The organism is Ruminococcus sp. AF17-12 (genome assembly GCF_003479245.1).
Taxonomy (GTDB): Bacteria; Bacillota; Clostridia; order Lachnospirales; family Lachnospiraceae; genus Blautia_A; species Blautia_A fusiformis.
Genome location: NZ_QUGY01000004.1, coordinates 165959 through 181314 on the forward strand (window position 1 = coordinate 165959; position 15356 = coordinate 181314).

Sequence of the window (15356 nt, forward strand, 5' to 3'; positions counted from 1 at the left end):
AAAGTGTTGGTAGTGATTACTTATGATGTAAATACAGAGACAACTGCAGGAAGAACTCGTTTGCGTAAAGTGGCGAAGCAATGTACAAATTATGGAAGAAGGGTGCAAAATTCTGTATTTGAGTGTATTTTGGATAGCGCTCAAAGTGTTGCTTTGAAGGGGATATTGTCTGATATTATTGACAAAAATAAAGATAGCTTACGTTTTTATTACCTCGGAAATAATTATCAGACTAAAATAGAACATGTAGGTATAGAACGTGGAATTCCAGTAGATCAACCTTTAATTATGTAGGTGCGAATCAGAAGTACACATAAAATGCCGGCAGGATTCGCACTACAAAAATCAGAAAAGTAACATGAATAACACTAAAGAAAAGAGAGAAGGGATAATAAAAAGTAGAAAAATTATATTTATTGCATAAAAAAACAAAGAATATTTGTGAAAATTTGCCGTCGTTCCCCACGAGGGAACGTGGATTGAAATTAAAAACTTCCATGTGTTATCTGCCATCAATACGTCGTTCCCCACGAGGGAACGTGGATTGAAATAAAATAACGGGGTACAAATCAAAAAAACGGAATGTCGTTCCCCACGAGGGAACGTGGATTGAAATTTACAAAAGCTGCTGCCTCCTGCGATATGTCGGTCGTTCCCCACGAGGGAACGTGGATTGAAATTGCCATTCTGGTTCCTCCTTATGTTCTGATTTCCGTCGTTCCCCACGAGGGAACGTGGATTGAAATAAAACAGAAGAGGACAAGCAGCTCTACGAAGAACGTCGTTCCCCACGAGGGAACGTGGATTGAAATAAGATACAAGGCGGCTGCCTCCTCGTAAAAATCGTCGTTCCCCACGAGGGAACGTGGATTGAAATCTCAACAATGGTATAGGTTCCTACTGGAATATAGTCGTTCCCCACGAGGGAACGTGGATTGAAATGGATATGCTTTACCGCAACCAGCCAGCATAGATGTCGTTCCCCACGAGGGAACGTGGATTGAAATCGGCAAGGGGAAAGGAAGATCAAATAAGGACCTCGTCGTTCCCCACGAGGGAACGTGGATTGAAATCGCTTACTCCACGAGTTACAGTATACTGCCACCGTCGTTCCCCACGAGGGAACGTGGATTGAAATTATCACAGGTCAGCAGAAAAGTTGTGGTACATGTGTCGTTCCCCACGAGGGAACGTGGATTGAGATCATAGTAAATGGTATTTGTAATAGGGCTAACACCGTCGTTCCCCACGAGGGAAAGTGGATTGAAATTCTGTCTTTGCGGTGATCTCGTGCGGATCCGGAAGTCGTTCCCCACGAGGGAACGTGGATTGAAATGGAAAAGAAGCAATGTCTGGGATGCTTGCTATCGTCGTTCCCCACGAGGGAACGTGGATTGAAATCTGGATATGACCTTAATTTTTTTTCGCATTTCGTGTCGTTCCCTACGCAGGAATGTGGATTGAAATCCCGATCACATATGCGATCACTGTAGCTCCAGCCGTCGTTCCCTACGCGGGAACGTGGATTGAAATGCAAAGTAGTTAGCTGCATTCTGGTAATATGCCGTCGTTCCCCACACAGGAACGTGGATTGAAATGAGTGTAGAAGATAGTGATAGCCTGGTTGATGATGTCGTTCCCCACGAGGGAACGTGGATTGAAATATCAACGCAAAGAGATTCGTGGAGATTGAAAGGGTCGTTCCCCACGTGGGAACGTGAATTGAAATAACAAAGAGGAAATCAAACGGTGTGGTACATGGGACATTCCCTATGCGGGGACAAAAACCGGAAATCGCAATTAATACTTGCATTTAACAGACATTGGTGTTACAATGAACGAAACTAAGAACTTGTTGGCATAGGAGTGGGCGAGAGCCCGCTCCTATTTGCTGAGAAGGAATTTGTTCAGAAATAGGCAGAAATAGGAAAGGCAGGTGGGAAGCATGAGCAGACGGGAAGAATATGAACAGAAGACAGAGGCGATCCTTACACCAATCGTGGAGTCCAGGGGCTTTGAGCTGGTAGACGTGGAGTATGTCAAGGAAGCCGGAACCTGGTATCTCAGAGGCTATATCGACAAGCCGGGCGGAATCACAGTCAATGACTGCGAGGACGTAAGCCGTGCATTCAGCGATATACTGGATGAGCAGGATTTCATCGAGGACAGCTACATTATGGAGATCAGTTCTCCGGGACTTGACCGGCCTCTTAAAAAAGAAAAAGACTTTAAGAGAAGCCTTGGCAAGCTGGTGGAGATCCGTACCTACCGGCCCATCGAGAAACAGAAAGAATTCTGCGGTATTTTAAATGCATATGATAGTAACAGTGTGACAATCGATGAAGACGGCACAGAACGTACCTTTGATAAAAAAGATATTGCCCTGATTCGTCTCGCGATCGAATTCTAAAAGAGAATCGAATCTGTAAAATTCAGGAGGAAAAAAGAAAAATGAGCAGAGATTTAAGAGATGCGCTGGACGTTCTCGAAAAAGAGAAAAACATCAGTAAGGATACACTGCTGGAGGCAATTGAGCAGTCACTGATCCAGGCATGTAAGAACCATTTCGGAAAGGCAGATAACGTTCACGTTATGATCGATCCGGAGACCTGTGACTTCAGTGTTTACGCTGACAGAACTGTTGTAGAGCATGTGGAGGATCCGGCGCTGGAGATTTCTCTGGTGGATGCACAGAAAACAAACACGAACGCAGAGATCGGTGATGTTATGAAGGTTGAGATCCAGTCCAAGGAATTCGGACGTATCGCAACCCAGAATGCAAAGAATGTCATTCTTCAGAAAATCCGTGAGGAAGAGCGTAAAGTTCTTTACGATCAGTACTATGGAATCGAAAAAGAAGTGGTAACCGGTATTGTTCAGAGAGTAATGGGCAAAAATGTCAGCATCAACCTTGGTAAGGCAGACGCAGTACTTACAGAGAACGAACAGGTAAAGGGTGAGACCTTCCAGCCAACTGAGCGAGTAAAAGTTTACATTCTTGAAGTTAAGGATACCCCGAAGGGACCGCGTATCCTGGTTTCCAGAACACATCCCGGTCTTGTAAAGAGACTTTTCGAGTCCGAGGTTGCAGAGGTAAGAGACGGTACCGTTGAGATCAAGAGCATTGCCCGTGAGGCAGGCTCCCGTACCAAGATCGCTGTATGGAGCAACGATCCGGATGTAGATGCTGTGGGAGCATGCGTTGGTATGAACGGTGCACGTGTAGGGGCAGTTGTTAACGAGCTTCACGGTGAGAAGATCGATATCATCAACTGGGATGAGAACCCGGCGATCCTTATTGAGAATGCATTAAGCCCTGCAAAGGTTATCGCAGTTATGGCTGACCCGGATGAGAAGACCGCACTGGTCGTAGTTCCGGATTACCAGCTTTCCCTTGCTATCGGTAAGGAAGGACAGAACGCACGTCTTGCTGCAAGACTTACAGGCTTCAAGATCGACATCAAGAGCGAGACACAGGCAAGAGAGTCCGGTGACTTCTACGATGATTACGATGAGGAACACGAGGAAGCAGAGGAAGAAATGACAGAAGAGGCTGTTTCCGAAGAGCTTGAAGAAGTAGAGGAAGATACAGAAGAGACAGAAACAGAAGCTGAAGAAACAGCAGATGGAGATGCCGAAGAATAATGAAAACGAGAACCAAGATTCCCATGCGTCAGTGTACCGGCTGCAGGGAAATGAAAAGCAAAAAGGAAATGATACGAGTTCTCAGGACATCAGAGAATGAGATCATCCTGGACGCTACAGGTAAGAAAAACGGACGCGGCGCATACCTTTGTTTCTCAGAGGAATGCCTGGAAAAGGCTATCAAAAACCATGGCCTGGAGCGTTCCTTGAAAATGGCAGTTCCGGATGAAGTGTATCAGAACCTCAAAAAGGAGTTTGGATCAATTGAAAAACAATAAGGTTTTATCACTCATCGGACTTGCGACAAAAGCAGGAAAAACAGTGAGCGGAGAATTTTCCACAGAGAAATCCGTAAAAACAGGAAAAGGTTTCCTGGCACTGGTGGCAGATGATGCTTCCGAAAACACAAAAAAGAAATTTCGGAATATGTGTACCTATTATGAAGTTCCGTTATATTTCCTTTCAGACAAAGAGAGCCTGGGCAGAGCAATGGGCAAAGAATTCCGTGCCAGCCTTGCCGTGCAGGACGAAAATTTTGCAAAGGCGATCATGAAGGCGCTGGAAAAAGAATCCGGCAGATAACCTGCATGATACAGGCGTCTGTAAGGAGGTTTGACGATAGAAATGATAAAAGATAAATTCAACAGATCGGGAAAGGAGCAATATAGACAATTGGATACTCCAAAAACAGAAGAAAAGACAACAACGGTGAATACAGAGGGTAACAAATCTGAAGCACCGAAAAAGAAAAAAAATATCATCCGTGTATTTCATGCACAGAATGCCAGCGATGGCGGTAAAGGAAGAAGAAAACCGGCAGCAGGCGAGAGAAAGGGACCGGCACGTCCACAGAACGGCGGTCAGAGAAGCGCAGGAGCAAACACAAGAAATGGTGAGTCCGGTGAGCAGAGAAACGGTCAGAGTGGTCAGAATCGTACTCAGGGCGGAAGACCGCAGGGCAACCGTCCGGAAGGAAGAAGAGACGGAAATCGTGACGGAAGAACCTTCGAGGGAAGAAGAGACGGAGGAAATCGTTTTGGCGGAAACCGTTCCCAGAATGGTGAGGGACGTCCGGCAAGACAGGGCGAGGGAAACAGAGGCCCACGTCAGAATGACGGAAGAGGCGGAAGCCGTTTCGGCGGTGGAGCAAACCGTGGCCAGGGAGGTCAGGGCGGAAGCTTTGAAGGAAGAAGAGACGGAGGAAATCGTTTCGGCGGTGGAGCAAACCGTGGCCAGGGAGGCCAGGGCGGACGTTCCGAAGGCGGAAGAAGCGGAGACAACCGTTTCAGCGGAGCAAACCGTGGTGGCCAGGGCGGCGGACAGCGTCCGGGACAGAGAAGAAGCGGTGGCTCTTCAGATGCTGTATTCACTCCGGAGCTGACCAAGACATCCAAGGACAGCAAGCGTGAGCGTGACAGAGAGAATAAGAACAAGAAGAAAGAATTCGAGAAAGGTACCCAGGGCGGACGCAGACCAAATCAGGGCGGACGCAGACCGAATTCCAGAATCCCGAAAGCACTTCAGAAACCGAATCCACAGCCGAAGCAGGAAGAGAAGAAACCGGAGATCAAGGAGATCACCATTCCGGAGAAGCTTACTATCCGTGAGCTTGCGGACGCGATGAAGATGCAGCCGTCAGTGATCGTTAAGAAGCTTTTCATGGAAGGTGTCATGGTAACAGTAAACCAGGAGATCGACTTTGAAAAGGCAGAGGAGATCGCACTTGGCTTTGATATCATTGCTGAGAAGGAAGAAAAGGTGGATGTGATCGCAGAGCTCCTCAAAGAGGACGAAGAGGATGAGGATGATATGGTTCCGAGACCTCCGGTAGTCTGTGTTATGGGTCACGTTGACCATGGTAAAACATCTCTTCTGGATGCCATCCGTAATACAAACGTAACCAGAGGCGAGGCCGGCGGAATCACACAGCACATCGGTGCTTACGTGGTAAATATCAAAGGTCAGAAGATCACATTCCTGGATACACCGGGACATGAGGCGTTCACAGCTATGCGTATGCGTGGTGCCAACGCTACAGATATCGCAGTTCTGGTCGTTGCCGCAGACGATGGTGTAATGCCGCAGACAGTAGAGGCGATCAGCCATGCAAAGGCAGCCGGTGTTGAGATCATCGTTGCCATCAATAAGATCGATAAACCAAGTGCAAATGTAGAGCGTGTAAAACAGGAGCTTTCCGAGTATGAACTGATTCCTGAGGACTGGGGCGGAAGCACCATCTTTGTTCCGGTATCCGCACATACAGGAGAAGGAATTGAGAATCTTCTTGAGATGATTCTTCTTACTGCTGAGGTTTCCGAGCTCAAAGCCAATCCGAACCGTGAGGCAAGAGGTCTTGTTATTGAGGCTCAGCTTGATAAAGGTAAAGGACCGGTTGCTACCATCCTTGTTCAGAAGGGTACTCTTCATGTGGGAGACTTTATTGCCGCAGGTGCATGCAATGGTAAGGTACGTGCAATGATGGATGATAAGGGACGTCGTGTAAAAGAGGCAGGTCCGTCTACTCCGGTTGAGATCCTCGGACTTGGTGATGTTCCTAATGCAGGTGAGATCCTGATGTCCTTTGAGAGCGATAAAGAAGCCAAGAACTTTGCAGGCGCATTCGTTACAGAGAACAAGAGCCGTCTTCTCGAGGAGACCAAAGGCAAGCTTTCTCTGGATAACCTGTTTGACCAGATCCAGGCCAGCGATCTTAAGGAGCTTCCGATCATCGTCAAGGCCGATGTACAGGGATCTGTTGAGGCTGTTAAACAGAGCCTTACCAAGCTTTCCAACGAGGAAGTTATCGTTAAGGTGATCCATGGTGGTGTAGGTGCCATCAATGAGTCTGATGTCAGCCTTGCTGCAACATCCAATGCGATCATCATCGGCTTTAACGTACGTCCGGATACTACAGCAAAACAGCTTGCTGAGCAGGAGGGCGTTGACCTTCGACTTTATAAAGTCATTTATCAGGCGATCGAGGATGTAGAGGCAGCTATGAAGGGTATGCTGGATCCTGTATTCGAGGAGAAGGTTATCGGTCACGCAGAGGTTCGTCAGCTGTTCAAGGCATCCGGTGTCGGAACCATCGCAGGAAGCTATGTGCTGGATGGTACATTCCAGCGTAACTGTAAGGTTCGTATCACACGAGGTGAGGACCAGATCTTCGAGGGTGAGCTTGCATCCCTGAAGAGATTTAAGGATGATGTCAAGGAAGTTCGTGCCGGATATGAGTGTGGTCTTGTATTTAATGACTTTAATGATGTCAAAGAAGAAGATAAAGTCGAAGCATATATCATGGTAGAGGTACCAAGATAGGAGTGATTCGTAATGAGAAAAAACAGCATTAAAAATACACGTGTGAATGGTGCAGTTCAAAAAGAACTCAGCACCATCATACACAGCGAGATCAAGGACCCCAGAATTCATCCGATGACTTCTGTGACAGCTGTTGAGGTGGCACCGGATCTTAAGACCTGCAAAGCTTACATCAGTGTGCTGGGCGAGAAGCAGGCCAAGGATTCCACCCTCCGGGGCTTAAAGAATGCAGAGGGCTATGTTCGGAGAGAACTGGCCAGAAGACTGAATCTCCGCAATACACCGGAGATCCGTTTTGTTCTGGATGAGTCTATTGAATATGGTGTAAATATGTCAAAGAAGATCAATGACGTAATGAGTGGGATGGAAACAGAGGAATAGGTGGAAAAAATGAAAAACATTTCAGAAATACTGGAAAATGTAAAAACCGTTGGCATTGGCGGTCACATCCGTCCGGATGGAGACTGCATTGGTTCCTGTATGGCTCTGTATCTCTATATCCGGAAATATTTTCCTGATATAGAAGCAGATGTTTATCTGGAAGACCGGAAACCTGTATTTGATTACATTGACAGAATGGATGAGGTTAAGACAGAAGCAGAAGAAGATAAGGTGTATGATCTTTTTATCACCTGTGATGTCAGCGCACTGGACAGGCTTGCTGTTGCTCGGAAATATTTCGATGCAGCAAAAAAGACAGCCTGCATTGATCATCATGTGAGCAATAACGGATTTGCGGATGTCAATCATGTAAGAGGCGAGATCAGCTCTGCCAGCGAAGTTCTTTACGGACTTCTGGATTCAGACAAGATCGATCGTTCTATTGCGGTTCCTATTTATACAGGAATGGCACATGATACCGGCGTGTTCCAGTATTCTTCCACAACACCGGAAACCATGAGGATCGCCGGAGAACTGATGAAAACAGGATTTGATTTCAGCAGGATCATCGATGAGTCCTTTTACCAGAAAACATATCTTCAGAATCAGGTCATGGGACGTGTCCTGGCAGAGAGTATTCTCCTTCAGGGCGGTAAGTGTGTGGTCGGATATCTGAAAAAACGGGAGATGGATTTCTACAGTGTGGAAGGAAAGGATCTGGAGGGAATCGTGAGCCAGCTCCGTCTGACTGCTGGTGTGGAGGTTGCGATCTTTATCTATGAGATGCAGACGCAGCTCTTTAAGGTATCTCTCCGTTCCAATGGTAAGGTGGATGTAAGCAAGATTGCCGTATTTTTCGGAGGCGGCGGACATGTGCGTGCAGCCGGCTGTGATATGCAGGGCTCCATGTACGATGTGATCAATAACCTTACTGCTGAAATTGAAAAACAGCTTGCAGAGGAGTAAAGATAAGATCATGGACGGAATACTTGTGATCCGAAAGGAAAAAGGTTATACCTCTCATGATGTTGTTGCAAAGCTGCGTGGGATTCTCCACATGAAAAAGATTGGCCATACTGGGACTCTGGATCCGGCAGCAGAGGGAGTACTTCCTGTTGCACTGGGCAAGGGGACCCGGCTGGTGGAGCTTCTTACAGAAAAAGAAAAAACATATGAGGCGGTTTTAAGGCTGGGAGTTTCCACAGATACCCAGGACATGACCGGAGCTGTTCTTTCTGAGAAACCTGTGACCGTCACGGAAGAGGAAGTCCGTGAGGCAGTGGGATCCTTTGTGGGAGAACAGCTGCAGATCCCTCCTATGTATTCGGCTCTGAAGGTAAACGGAAAGAAGCTTTACGAACTGGCCAGAGAAGGAAAAACCATAGAGCGTAAGCCGCGCCCTGTGGTTTTTTATGAGATAAGGATACTGGATATGGAGCTTCCGCTGGTACGCATAAGCGTTACCTGTAGCAAGGGCACCTATATCCGTACACTTTGCAATGACATCGGAGAAAAATTAGGCTGCGGCGGAGCCATGGAAGAGCTGCTTCGGACCAGGTCCGGAAATTTCACTCTGGAAGAGAGCATGACACTTTCCCAGGTGGAGGAGGCGGTTGCCGATGGGACCATCGGGGAAAAGCTTGTTTCCATCGAGGATGTACTTTCCATGTATCCGGTCCTTACCTGTACACCGGAGGGAGACAGACTTCTCAATAACGGAAACCCGCTTCCGGAAGAACTGGTACAGGGAGGCAGCAGGGAAGAAAAAGTCCGGATGTATAAAAGCAGCGGAAATTTCACAGGAATATACGGCTGGGATGAAAGAAAACAGAAATACGTACCCATCCGCATGTTTTTTGTATGACATTTTATAAAAACTTGCAGGAGCAGCAGAAGATATGGAATACTTGAAGATCGACGGAGAATTTCCGCGCCTTTCAAAGAGTGCGGTGACACTTGGAAAATTTGACGGCATACACCGTGGACACCAGAAACTGGTGGAGAAGATCCTGGAACAGAAAGAAAAAGGTCTGCAGACAGTCCTTTTTTCTCTTGGCATCGGCAGTCAGATGATCTTTACAAAAGAGGAACGATGTCAGCTTCTTGAGAAAGCAGGCGTGGATGTGCTGATCGAATGTCCGCTGGATAACCGGATCCGTCATATGAAGGCAGAAACCTTTGTTAAAGAGATCCTGGTGGGAGATCTTCAGGCGGAGCATGTTGCAGTGGGAGAAGATTTCAGGTTCGGGTATGAACGCAAGGGAACACCACAGCTTCTGGAGACTATGGGAAGGAAGCTTGGCTTTACTGTGGATGTTGTTCCGAAAGAAATGGAAGGCCGCAGAAAGATCAGCAGTACATTTATCCGTGAGGAACTGAAAAAGGGAAATATGGAAAAGGTTAATGATCTGCTGGGAATCCCCTTTTTTGTGGACGGTGTGATCGAACATGGAAGAGGAATGGGACATAAGGTCCTTCTTCCCACTACTAATATCGTTCCTGCAAAAGAAAAGCTGATGCCGCCAAATGGCGTTTATGATACAGTGTCCCATTTTAAGGACAGAACCCTTTGCGGGATCACAAACGTAGGATATAAACCAACCATAGGAGAGAAATTCCTGGGTGTTGAGACCTATCTTTTTGACTGTGAAGAGGATCTGTACGGAGAGCCCTGCAGAGTGGAATTCTTTCATTATTCCAGACCGGAGAAGCGCTTTTCGTCCATAGAAGCACTGAAGCAGCAGCTCCTGAAGGATGCAGAAAAGGGAAAGGCTTATTTCCGCAGCCTCGAAAAATAAAAACTTTCGGGAAAAACTTTTCGAAAAAACAGTTTACAGGTCAGAAACCGTGTGCTATACTGTTCGAGGTGAAAAAAGCCAGTATTCAGAAGCCGGAGACTCCGACCACTTCTTAATACCCGGCGTTTAATTAAAATTTCAAGGAGGAAACAATAATGATTTCTAAAGAAAAGAAAACAGCGATCATGAAAGAGTATGCAAGAACAGAGGGTGACACAGGTTCACCGGAGGTTCAGGTTGCAGTTCTTACAGCAAGAATCCAGGAGCTCACAGAGCATCTTAAAACACACCACAAAGATCATCATTCCAGAAGAGGTCTTCTGAAAATGGTAGGTCAGAGACGTGGCCTTCTTGCTTATCTTAAGAAAACAGACATCGAAAGATACCGTGCACTGATTGAGAAATTAGGTTTAAGAAAATAATTGCTACGGGAGGGGCGGATGATTCCATCCGCCCCATTTTAACATGTGTGATAAACACAGACGGAATTACCGCAGGAGTGATTTCCGAGACTACTGAAAAGCCCATTTCCGGTCGAGATCTTTTTCAAAGGAAGTGGTCTTTTCAGTTGTTTCGGGCTCCTGTCAGATATTAATATAATAAGAAAAGGAGAACGAATATGTACAAAAGTTATTCCACGGAACTTGCAGGAAGAACACTGACTGTAGATATCGGACGTGTAGCGAAACAGGCCAATGGTGCTGCTCTTATGCACTATGGTGATACTACAGTCCTTGCTACTGCTACCGCATCCAAAGAGCCAAGAGAAGGAATCGATTTCTTCCCGTTAAGTGTTGAGTATGAGGAGAAGATGTATGCAGTAGGAAAGATCCCGGGAGGATTCAACAAGAGAGAGGGTAAGGCAAGCGAGCATGCAATCCTTACATCCCGTGTTATCGACCGTCCGATGCGTCCGCTGTTTCCAAAGGATTACAGAAATGACGTAACTCTGGTAGATATGGTTATGTCTGTTGATCCGGAATGCAATCCGGAGATCCCGGCTATGCTTGGTTCTTCCATTGCAACCTGTATTTCTGATATCCCATTTGACGGTCCATGCGCAACCACACAGGTTGGTATGATCGACGGCGAGTTTATCATCAACCCGACACTTGCACAGAAGGCAGTTTCTGATCTTCAGCTTACGGTTGCTTCTACAAGAGAGAAGGTTATCATGATTGAGGCCGGAGCTAATGAGATCCCGGAAGATAAGATGATCGAGGCTATCTACAAGGCTCATGAAGTGAACCAGGAGATCATCAAATTCATCGACCAGATCGTAGCAGAGTGCGGAAAAGAGAAACATTCCTACGAGTCCTGTGCAGTACCTCAGGAGCTTTTTGATGAGATCAAGAAGATCGTTCCTCCGGAAGAGATGGAGGTTGCCGTATTCTCTGATGACAAGCAGACACGTGAGAATAACATCAGCGAGATCACTGATAAGCTGAAAGAAGCTTTTGCAGACAATGAGGAATGGCTTGCCGTTCTCGGTGAGGCTGTATATCAGTACCAGAAGAAGACTGTCCGCAAGATGATCCTCAAAGATCATAAACGTCCGGATGGACGTGAGATCAGACAGATCCGTCCGCTGGCTGCAGAGACAGATATCATCCCGAGAGTTCATGGTTCTGCCATGTTCACAAGAGGACAGACTCAGATCTGTACCGTTACTACACTTGCTCCTCTTACAGAGGCACAGCGTCTTGACGGACTGGATGAGTTTGAGACATCCAAGAGATATATGCACCACTACAACTTCCCGTCCTACTCTGTAGGTGAGACCAAGCCTTCCAGAGGACCGGGACGTCGTGAGATCGGTCACGGAGCACTTGCTGAGAGAGCACTGGTACCGGTACTTCCTACAGAGGAAGAATTCCCATATGCAATCCGTACCGTATCTGAGACATTTGAGTCCAACGGCTCCACATCCCAGGCAAGTATCTGTGCATCTACCATGTCACTGATGGCTGCCGGTGTACCGATCAGAAAACCGGTTGCAGGTATTTCCTGCGGACTTGTTACAGGTGAAACAGACGATGATTACATCGTTCTTACAGATATCCAGGGCCTTGAGGACTTCTTCGGAGATATGGACTTCAAGGTAGCCGGAACACATGACGGAATCACAGCGATCCAGATGGATATTAAGATCCATGGTCTTACAAGACCGATCGTTGAGGAAGCGATCCGCAGAACAAAAGAGGCAAGAGAATATATCCTGACAGAAGTTATGGAGAAATGTATCGACAAGCCTCGTACAACTGTTGGGGAGTTTGCTCCGAAGATCATCCAGATCCAGATCGACCCGCAGAAGATCGGTGATGTAGTCGGACAGAGAGGAAAGACTATCAACACGATCATCGAGCGTACAGGTGTGAAGATCGACATCACAGACGACGGCGCAGTTTCTATTTGCGGAACAGACCAGAAGGGTATGGATGAAGCAAAACGTATGATCGAGATCATCACTACCGAGTTTGAGGCAGGACAGATCTTTACAGGACGCGTAGTCAGCATCAAAGAGTTTGGCGCATTCCTTGAGTTTGCACCGGGCAAGGAGGGAATGGTACACATTTCCAAGATCTCCAAACAGAGGATCAACCGTGTTGAGGATGTTCTCACACTTGGCGACAAAGTTAAGGTTATCTGCCTTGGCAAGGACAAGATGGGAAGAATCAGCTTCAGCATGAAGGATGTACCGGAAGAAGCATAAATGATGAGATACCACAATATTACCAAGGACGATATGTTAAACGGAGACGGACTTCGTGTAGTGCTCTGGGTAGCTGGCTGTTCACACGGCTGCCGGGAGTGCCAGAATCCCATTACCTGGGATCCGAATGGAGGTCTGCCCTTTACGGACAGCGAGCGAGCTGAGATATTTGCAGAGCTGGACAAGGATTATATCAGCGGGATCACCTTTTCAGGAGGCGATCCTCTGCATCCTTCCAATATCGCTGAGGTAACAGCTCTTGCAAGAGAGATCAGAGAGAAGTATCCGGATAAGACGATCTGGCTGTATACGGGTTCTCTCTGGGAAGAAATCCAGCAGTACGAGATCATCCATTATCTGGATGTATGCGTGGACGGGGAATTTCAGGTGGACAAGAAAGAGGTTCGTCTGAAATGGAAAGGCTCCTCAAATCAGAGGGTGATCGATGTACAGGCGTCACTTCGTGAGAACCGTGTGGTTCTGTACACGGAGTGATCAGAGGTTTTTTGAAATTACCTATTGGGAGTGGAACGAAAAATGAAAAGAATTGCGAAATTTCACAAGGTAAGTTTTGAACAGTTTGCAAAGGACTGGAAGGATACCTTTGAACAGTATTCAGAAGAGGAGATCCGGAATATCTACGACAGTCTGAAGCTTCCGAAGAGAGCTACGACCGGAAGTGCAGGATATGATTTTTATGCACCTGTGGATGTGACCATGAAGCCAGGTGAGATCGTAAAGATACCGACTGGTATCCGTGTAGAGATGGAAGAGGGCTGGGTTCTGAAATGTTATCCGAGAAGCGGACTGGGATTTAAATTCCGGCTGCAGTTGAATAACACAGTGGGAATCATTGACAGCGATTATTTCTTTTCCGACAACGAAGGTCATATCTTTGCCAAGCTGACTAACGATACAAGAGAAGATAAAACGATCCAGATCCCGGCAGGAACCGGTTTTATGCAGGGGATCTTTGTGGAATACGGAATCACTGTGGATGACGATGCAGATGCAGTAAGAAACGGTGGCTTCGGAAGTACCACAAAATAAAACAAAAGCCCGGAAGGCGGAGGTGTGAAGACCACATACATCCGATTTTCCGGGCTTGTTTTGTGTAGTTACTGCTTTCCGATAAATGCACTGTTTAGCTGAGAGGTGCGTCTGCCTCCTCGTCTGCACGTGCTTTTTCCACGACTGCGTTAAAGGCATTTGCGGCAGCGTCGTACTCTTCATCATCTTCAATGTTTGCCAGCATCGGATCGCCGTCTGCTGTGCGGGAGAAACTGTAGAGATAAACCTCACCGGTCTCATTCTGGCCGTTCTCATCCAGTGGGAGAAGTGCGATATATTCTTTGTTCTCTACAGGGAAAATAGTAAGGATGGCACATTCTACCTCAGTATCGTCATCCATAGTCAGGGTAATGGTATGATGTGCCTCATCTACCTTGCTTTCGCAGTTGGCTGTACAGGAAGCGCAGTCGCTTGGTGCACATCCGCTTTTGTTAAATTCATCACTCATAAAAAAATCCTCCGTTCTGCTGCTGCCTGTAAATAAGGGGGCAGCTCTGCATGATATAGAGAACATTTTAACAGATATGACGTAGAACAGCAACAAAATATTTGAGAGCCTGAGAAAACTTTCAAAATATTTTTTGCTTAATCCGACAATGTGAGATATAATAAAAATATGACGAAAAAATGAGGAGAAAATATAAAAATATGAAATTTATTTCCTGGAATGTAAATGGGATCCGGGCCTGTATCACCAAGGGCTTTGAGGAACGCTTTCATGAGCTGGATGCGGATATTTTCTGTCTGCAGGAGACGAAATGCCAGCAGGGACAGGTAAAGCTGGAACTTCCCGGATATCATCAGTACTGGAACTACGCAAACCGCAGAGGCTATTCAGGTACAGCCATTTTTACGAAGAGGGAGCCATTGTCTGCGGCTTACGGGATCGGGATAGAGGAGCATGATAAAGAAGGACGTGTCATCACGCTGGAATTCGATGAGTATTATTTTGTGACTGTATATACTCCCAACTCCCAGAGTGAGCTCCGCCGTCTGGAATATCGTATGAAATGGGAAGAGGATTTCCTGGCTTATCTCCTGAAACTGCAGGAGAAGAAACCGGTGATCTGCTGTGGCGACCTTAATGTGGCACATCAGGAGATCGATCTCAAGAACCCGAAGACCAACCGCAAAAATGCAGGCTTTACTGATGAAGAGAGAGCCTGCTTTACCAGAGCCCTTGAGAGTGGCTTTATTGATACATTCCGCTATTTTTATCCGGATAAAGAGGGCGTTTACTCCTGGTGGTCCTACCGTTTCCGTGCACGAGAGAAGAACGCCGGCTGGCGTATCGACTATTTCCTTGTTTCCCCTTCCCTGAAAGAAAAGCTTCAGGATGCGAAGATCCACGGAGAGATCATGGGATCCGATCATTGCCCGGTTGAGCTGGATATTGATCTGTGACGGATCCGGCGAAAAGGATTTCTATG

Annotated in this window: 16 protein-coding genes and 1 CRISPR repeat array; of the genes, 15 read left to right on the forward strand and 1 reads right to left on the reverse strand. The window is 46.8% G+C overall.

Annotated features, from left to right (window positions below):
* Nucleotides 1-3 precede the first annotated feature (3 nt).
* The 14 genes from cas2 to DWW77_RS05965 all read left to right on the forward strand — a co-directional run bounded on the left by cas2 (nucleotide 4) and on the right by DWW77_RS05965 (nucleotide 13905).
* The gene (gene cas2 / locus DWW77_RS05900; protein WP_059085214.1) at nucleotides 4-294 is read left to right on the forward strand and encodes a CRISPR-associated endonuclease Cas2; all 291 of its coding nucleotides are present in this window, start codon (nucleotides 4-6) and stop codon (nucleotides 292-294) included.
* Between the two features lie 160 nt (nucleotides 295-454).
* A CRISPR array of direct repeats spans nucleotides 455-1729; the repeat unit is 32 nt; unit sequence GTCGTTCCCCACGAGGGAACGTGGATTGAAAT.
* 216 nt (nucleotides 1730-1945) lie between these two features.
* A complete protein-coding gene (gene rimP / locus DWW77_RS05905) occupies nucleotides 1946-2410 on the forward strand; it encodes a ribosome maturation factor RimP (protein WP_021650312.1) in 465 nt (154 codons plus the stop codon).
* A gap of 41 nt (nucleotides 2411-2451) precedes the next feature.
* The gene (nusA, locus tag DWW77_RS05910) at nucleotides 2452-3645 is read left to right on the forward strand and encodes a transcription termination factor NusA (RefSeq protein ID WP_015525794.1); all 1194 of its coding nucleotides are present in this window, start codon (nucleotides 2452-2454) and stop codon (nucleotides 3643-3645) included.
* A complete protein-coding gene (rnpM, locus tag DWW77_RS05915) occupies nucleotides 3645-3923 on the forward strand; it encodes an RNase P modulator RnpM (protein WP_015525795.1) in 279 nt (92 codons plus the stop codon). Before nusA ends, rnpM begins: the two co-directional genes overlap by 1 nt.
* Complete coding sequence (locus tag DWW77_RS05920) at nucleotides 3910-4227, forward strand: L7Ae/L30e/S12e/Gadd45 family ribosomal protein (protein ID WP_021650310.1); 318 nt, start codon at nucleotides 3910-3912, stop codon at nucleotides 4225-4227. Before rnpM ends, DWW77_RS05920 begins: the two co-directional genes overlap by 14 nt.
* 42 nt (nucleotides 4228-4269) lie before the next feature.
* Nucleotides 4270-6963 carry a translation initiation factor IF-2 gene (gene infB / locus DWW77_RS05925; RefSeq protein WP_092069354.1) on the forward strand — a complete coding sequence of 898 codons (2694 nt, stop codon included), beginning with the start codon at nucleotides 4270-4272 and terminating at the stop codon, nucleotides 6961-6963.
* 12 nt (nucleotides 6964-6975) lie between these two features.
* On the forward strand, nucleotides 6976-7344 hold the full coding sequence (rbfA, locus tag DWW77_RS05930; protein ID WP_015525797.1) for a 30S ribosome-binding factor RbfA: 369 nt from the start codon (nucleotides 6976-6978) through the stop codon (nucleotides 7342-7344).
* A 9-nt stretch (nucleotides 7345-7353) separates the two neighbouring features.
* On the forward strand, nucleotides 7354-8310 hold the full coding sequence (locus DWW77_RS05935; RefSeq protein ID WP_022426620.1) for a DHH family phosphoesterase: 957 nt from the start codon (nucleotides 7354-7356) through the stop codon (nucleotides 8308-8310).
* 10 nt (nucleotides 8311-8320) lie between these two features.
* Nucleotides 8321-9208 carry a tRNA pseudouridine(55) synthase TruB gene (gene truB / locus DWW77_RS05940; RefSeq protein ID WP_092069358.1) on the forward strand — a complete coding sequence of 296 codons (888 nt, stop codon included), beginning with the start codon at nucleotides 8321-8323 and terminating at the stop codon, nucleotides 9206-9208.
* A 34-nt stretch (nucleotides 9209-9242) separates the two neighbouring features.
* Nucleotides 9243-10142, forward strand: a complete 900-nt coding sequence (locus tag DWW77_RS05945; protein WP_015525800.1) for a bifunctional riboflavin kinase/FAD synthetase — start codon at nucleotides 9243-9245, stop codon at nucleotides 10140-10142.
* 155 nt (nucleotides 10143-10297) lie between these two features.
* The gene (gene rpsO, locus DWW77_RS05950) at nucleotides 10298-10564 is read left to right on the forward strand and encodes a 30S ribosomal protein S15 (RefSeq protein ID WP_015525801.1); all 267 of its coding nucleotides are present in this window, start codon (nucleotides 10298-10300) and stop codon (nucleotides 10562-10564) included.
* Nucleotides 10565-10761: 197 nt separating this feature from the next.
* Nucleotides 10762-12855, forward strand: coding sequence for a polyribonucleotide nucleotidyltransferase (locus DWW77_RS05955; protein WP_118608266.1), 2094 nt, complete (start codon nucleotides 10762-10764; stop codon nucleotides 12853-12855).
* Nucleotides 12856-13350, forward strand: coding sequence for an anaerobic ribonucleoside-triphosphate reductase activating protein (nrdG, locus tag DWW77_RS05960; RefSeq protein WP_015525803.1), 495 nt, complete (start codon nucleotides 12856-12858; stop codon nucleotides 13348-13350).
* Nucleotides 13351-13392: 42 nt separating this feature from the next.
* A complete protein-coding gene (locus DWW77_RS05965) occupies nucleotides 13393-13905 on the forward strand; it encodes a dCTP deaminase/dUTPase family protein (protein WP_015525804.1) in 513 nt (170 codons plus the stop codon).
* 94 nt (nucleotides 13906-13999) lie between these two features.
* Here the strand turns inward: DWW77_RS05965 and DWW77_RS05970 are convergent, their stop codons facing one another.
* On the reverse strand, nucleotides 14000-14374 hold the full coding sequence (locus DWW77_RS05970) for a DUF1292 domain-containing protein (RefSeq protein ID WP_015525805.1): 375 nt from the start codon (nucleotides 14372-14374) through the stop codon (nucleotides 14000-14002).
* A gap of 200 nt (nucleotides 14375-14574) precedes the next feature.
* Between DWW77_RS05970 and DWW77_RS05975 the strand changes: the two genes are divergently transcribed.
* Nucleotides 14575-15330 carry an exodeoxyribonuclease III gene (locus DWW77_RS05975; protein WP_015525806.1) on the forward strand — a complete coding sequence of 252 codons (756 nt, stop codon included), beginning with the start codon at nucleotides 14575-14577 and terminating at the stop codon, nucleotides 15328-15330.
* Nucleotides 15331-15356: the final 26 nt, after the last annotated feature.

Bases quoted from the DNA above. Each gene is read 5' to 3' on its own strand.
- nusA (WP_015525794.1), top strand. From the start codon at position 2,452: ATGAGCAGAGATTTAAGAGATGCGCTGGACGTTCTCGAAAAAGAGAAA.
- nrdG (WP_015525803.1), top strand. From the start codon at position 12,856: ATGATGAGATACCACAATATTACCAAGGACGATATGTTAAACGGAGAC.
- rimP (WP_021650312.1), top strand. From the start codon at position 1,946: ATGAGCAGACGGGAAGAATATGAACAGAAGACAGAGGCGATCCTTACA.
- DWW77_RS05945 (WP_015525800.1), top strand. From the start codon at position 9,243: ATGGAATACTTGAAGATCGACGGAGAATTTCCGCGCCTTTCAAAGAGT.
- rpsO (WP_015525801.1), top strand. From the start codon at position 10,298: ATGATTTCTAAAGAAAAGAAAACAGCGATCATGAAAGAGTATGCAAGA.
- DWW77_RS05955 (WP_118608266.1), top strand. From the start codon at position 10,762: ATGTACAAAAGTTATTCCACGGAACTTGCAGGAAGAACACTGACTGTA.
- DWW77_RS05970 (WP_015525805.1), bottom strand. From the start codon at position 14,374: ATGAGTGATGAATTTAACAAAAGCGGATGTGCACCAAGCGACTGCGCT.
- rnpM (WP_015525795.1), top strand. From the start codon at position 3,645: ATGAAAACGAGAACCAAGATTCCCATGCGTCAGTGTACCGGCTGCAGG.
- rbfA (WP_015525797.1), top strand. From the start codon at position 6,976: ATGAGAAAAAACAGCATTAAAAATACACGTGTGAATGGTGCAGTTCAA.
- DWW77_RS05975 (WP_015525806.1), top strand. From the start codon at position 14,575: ATGAAATTTATTTCCTGGAATGTAAATGGGATCCGGGCCTGTATCACC.
- truB (WP_092069358.1), top strand. From the start codon at position 8,321: ATGGACGGAATACTTGTGATCCGAAAGGAAAAAGGTTATACCTCTCAT.
- infB (WP_092069354.1), top strand. From the start codon at position 4,270: ATGATAAAAGATAAATTCAACAGATCGGGAAAGGAGCAATATAGACAA.
- DWW77_RS05935 (WP_022426620.1), top strand. From the start codon at position 7,354: ATGAAAAACATTTCAGAAATACTGGAAAATGTAAAAACCGTTGGCATT.
- DWW77_RS05965 (WP_015525804.1), top strand. From the start codon at position 13,393: ATGAAAAGAATTGCGAAATTTCACAAGGTAAGTTTTGAACAGTTTGCA.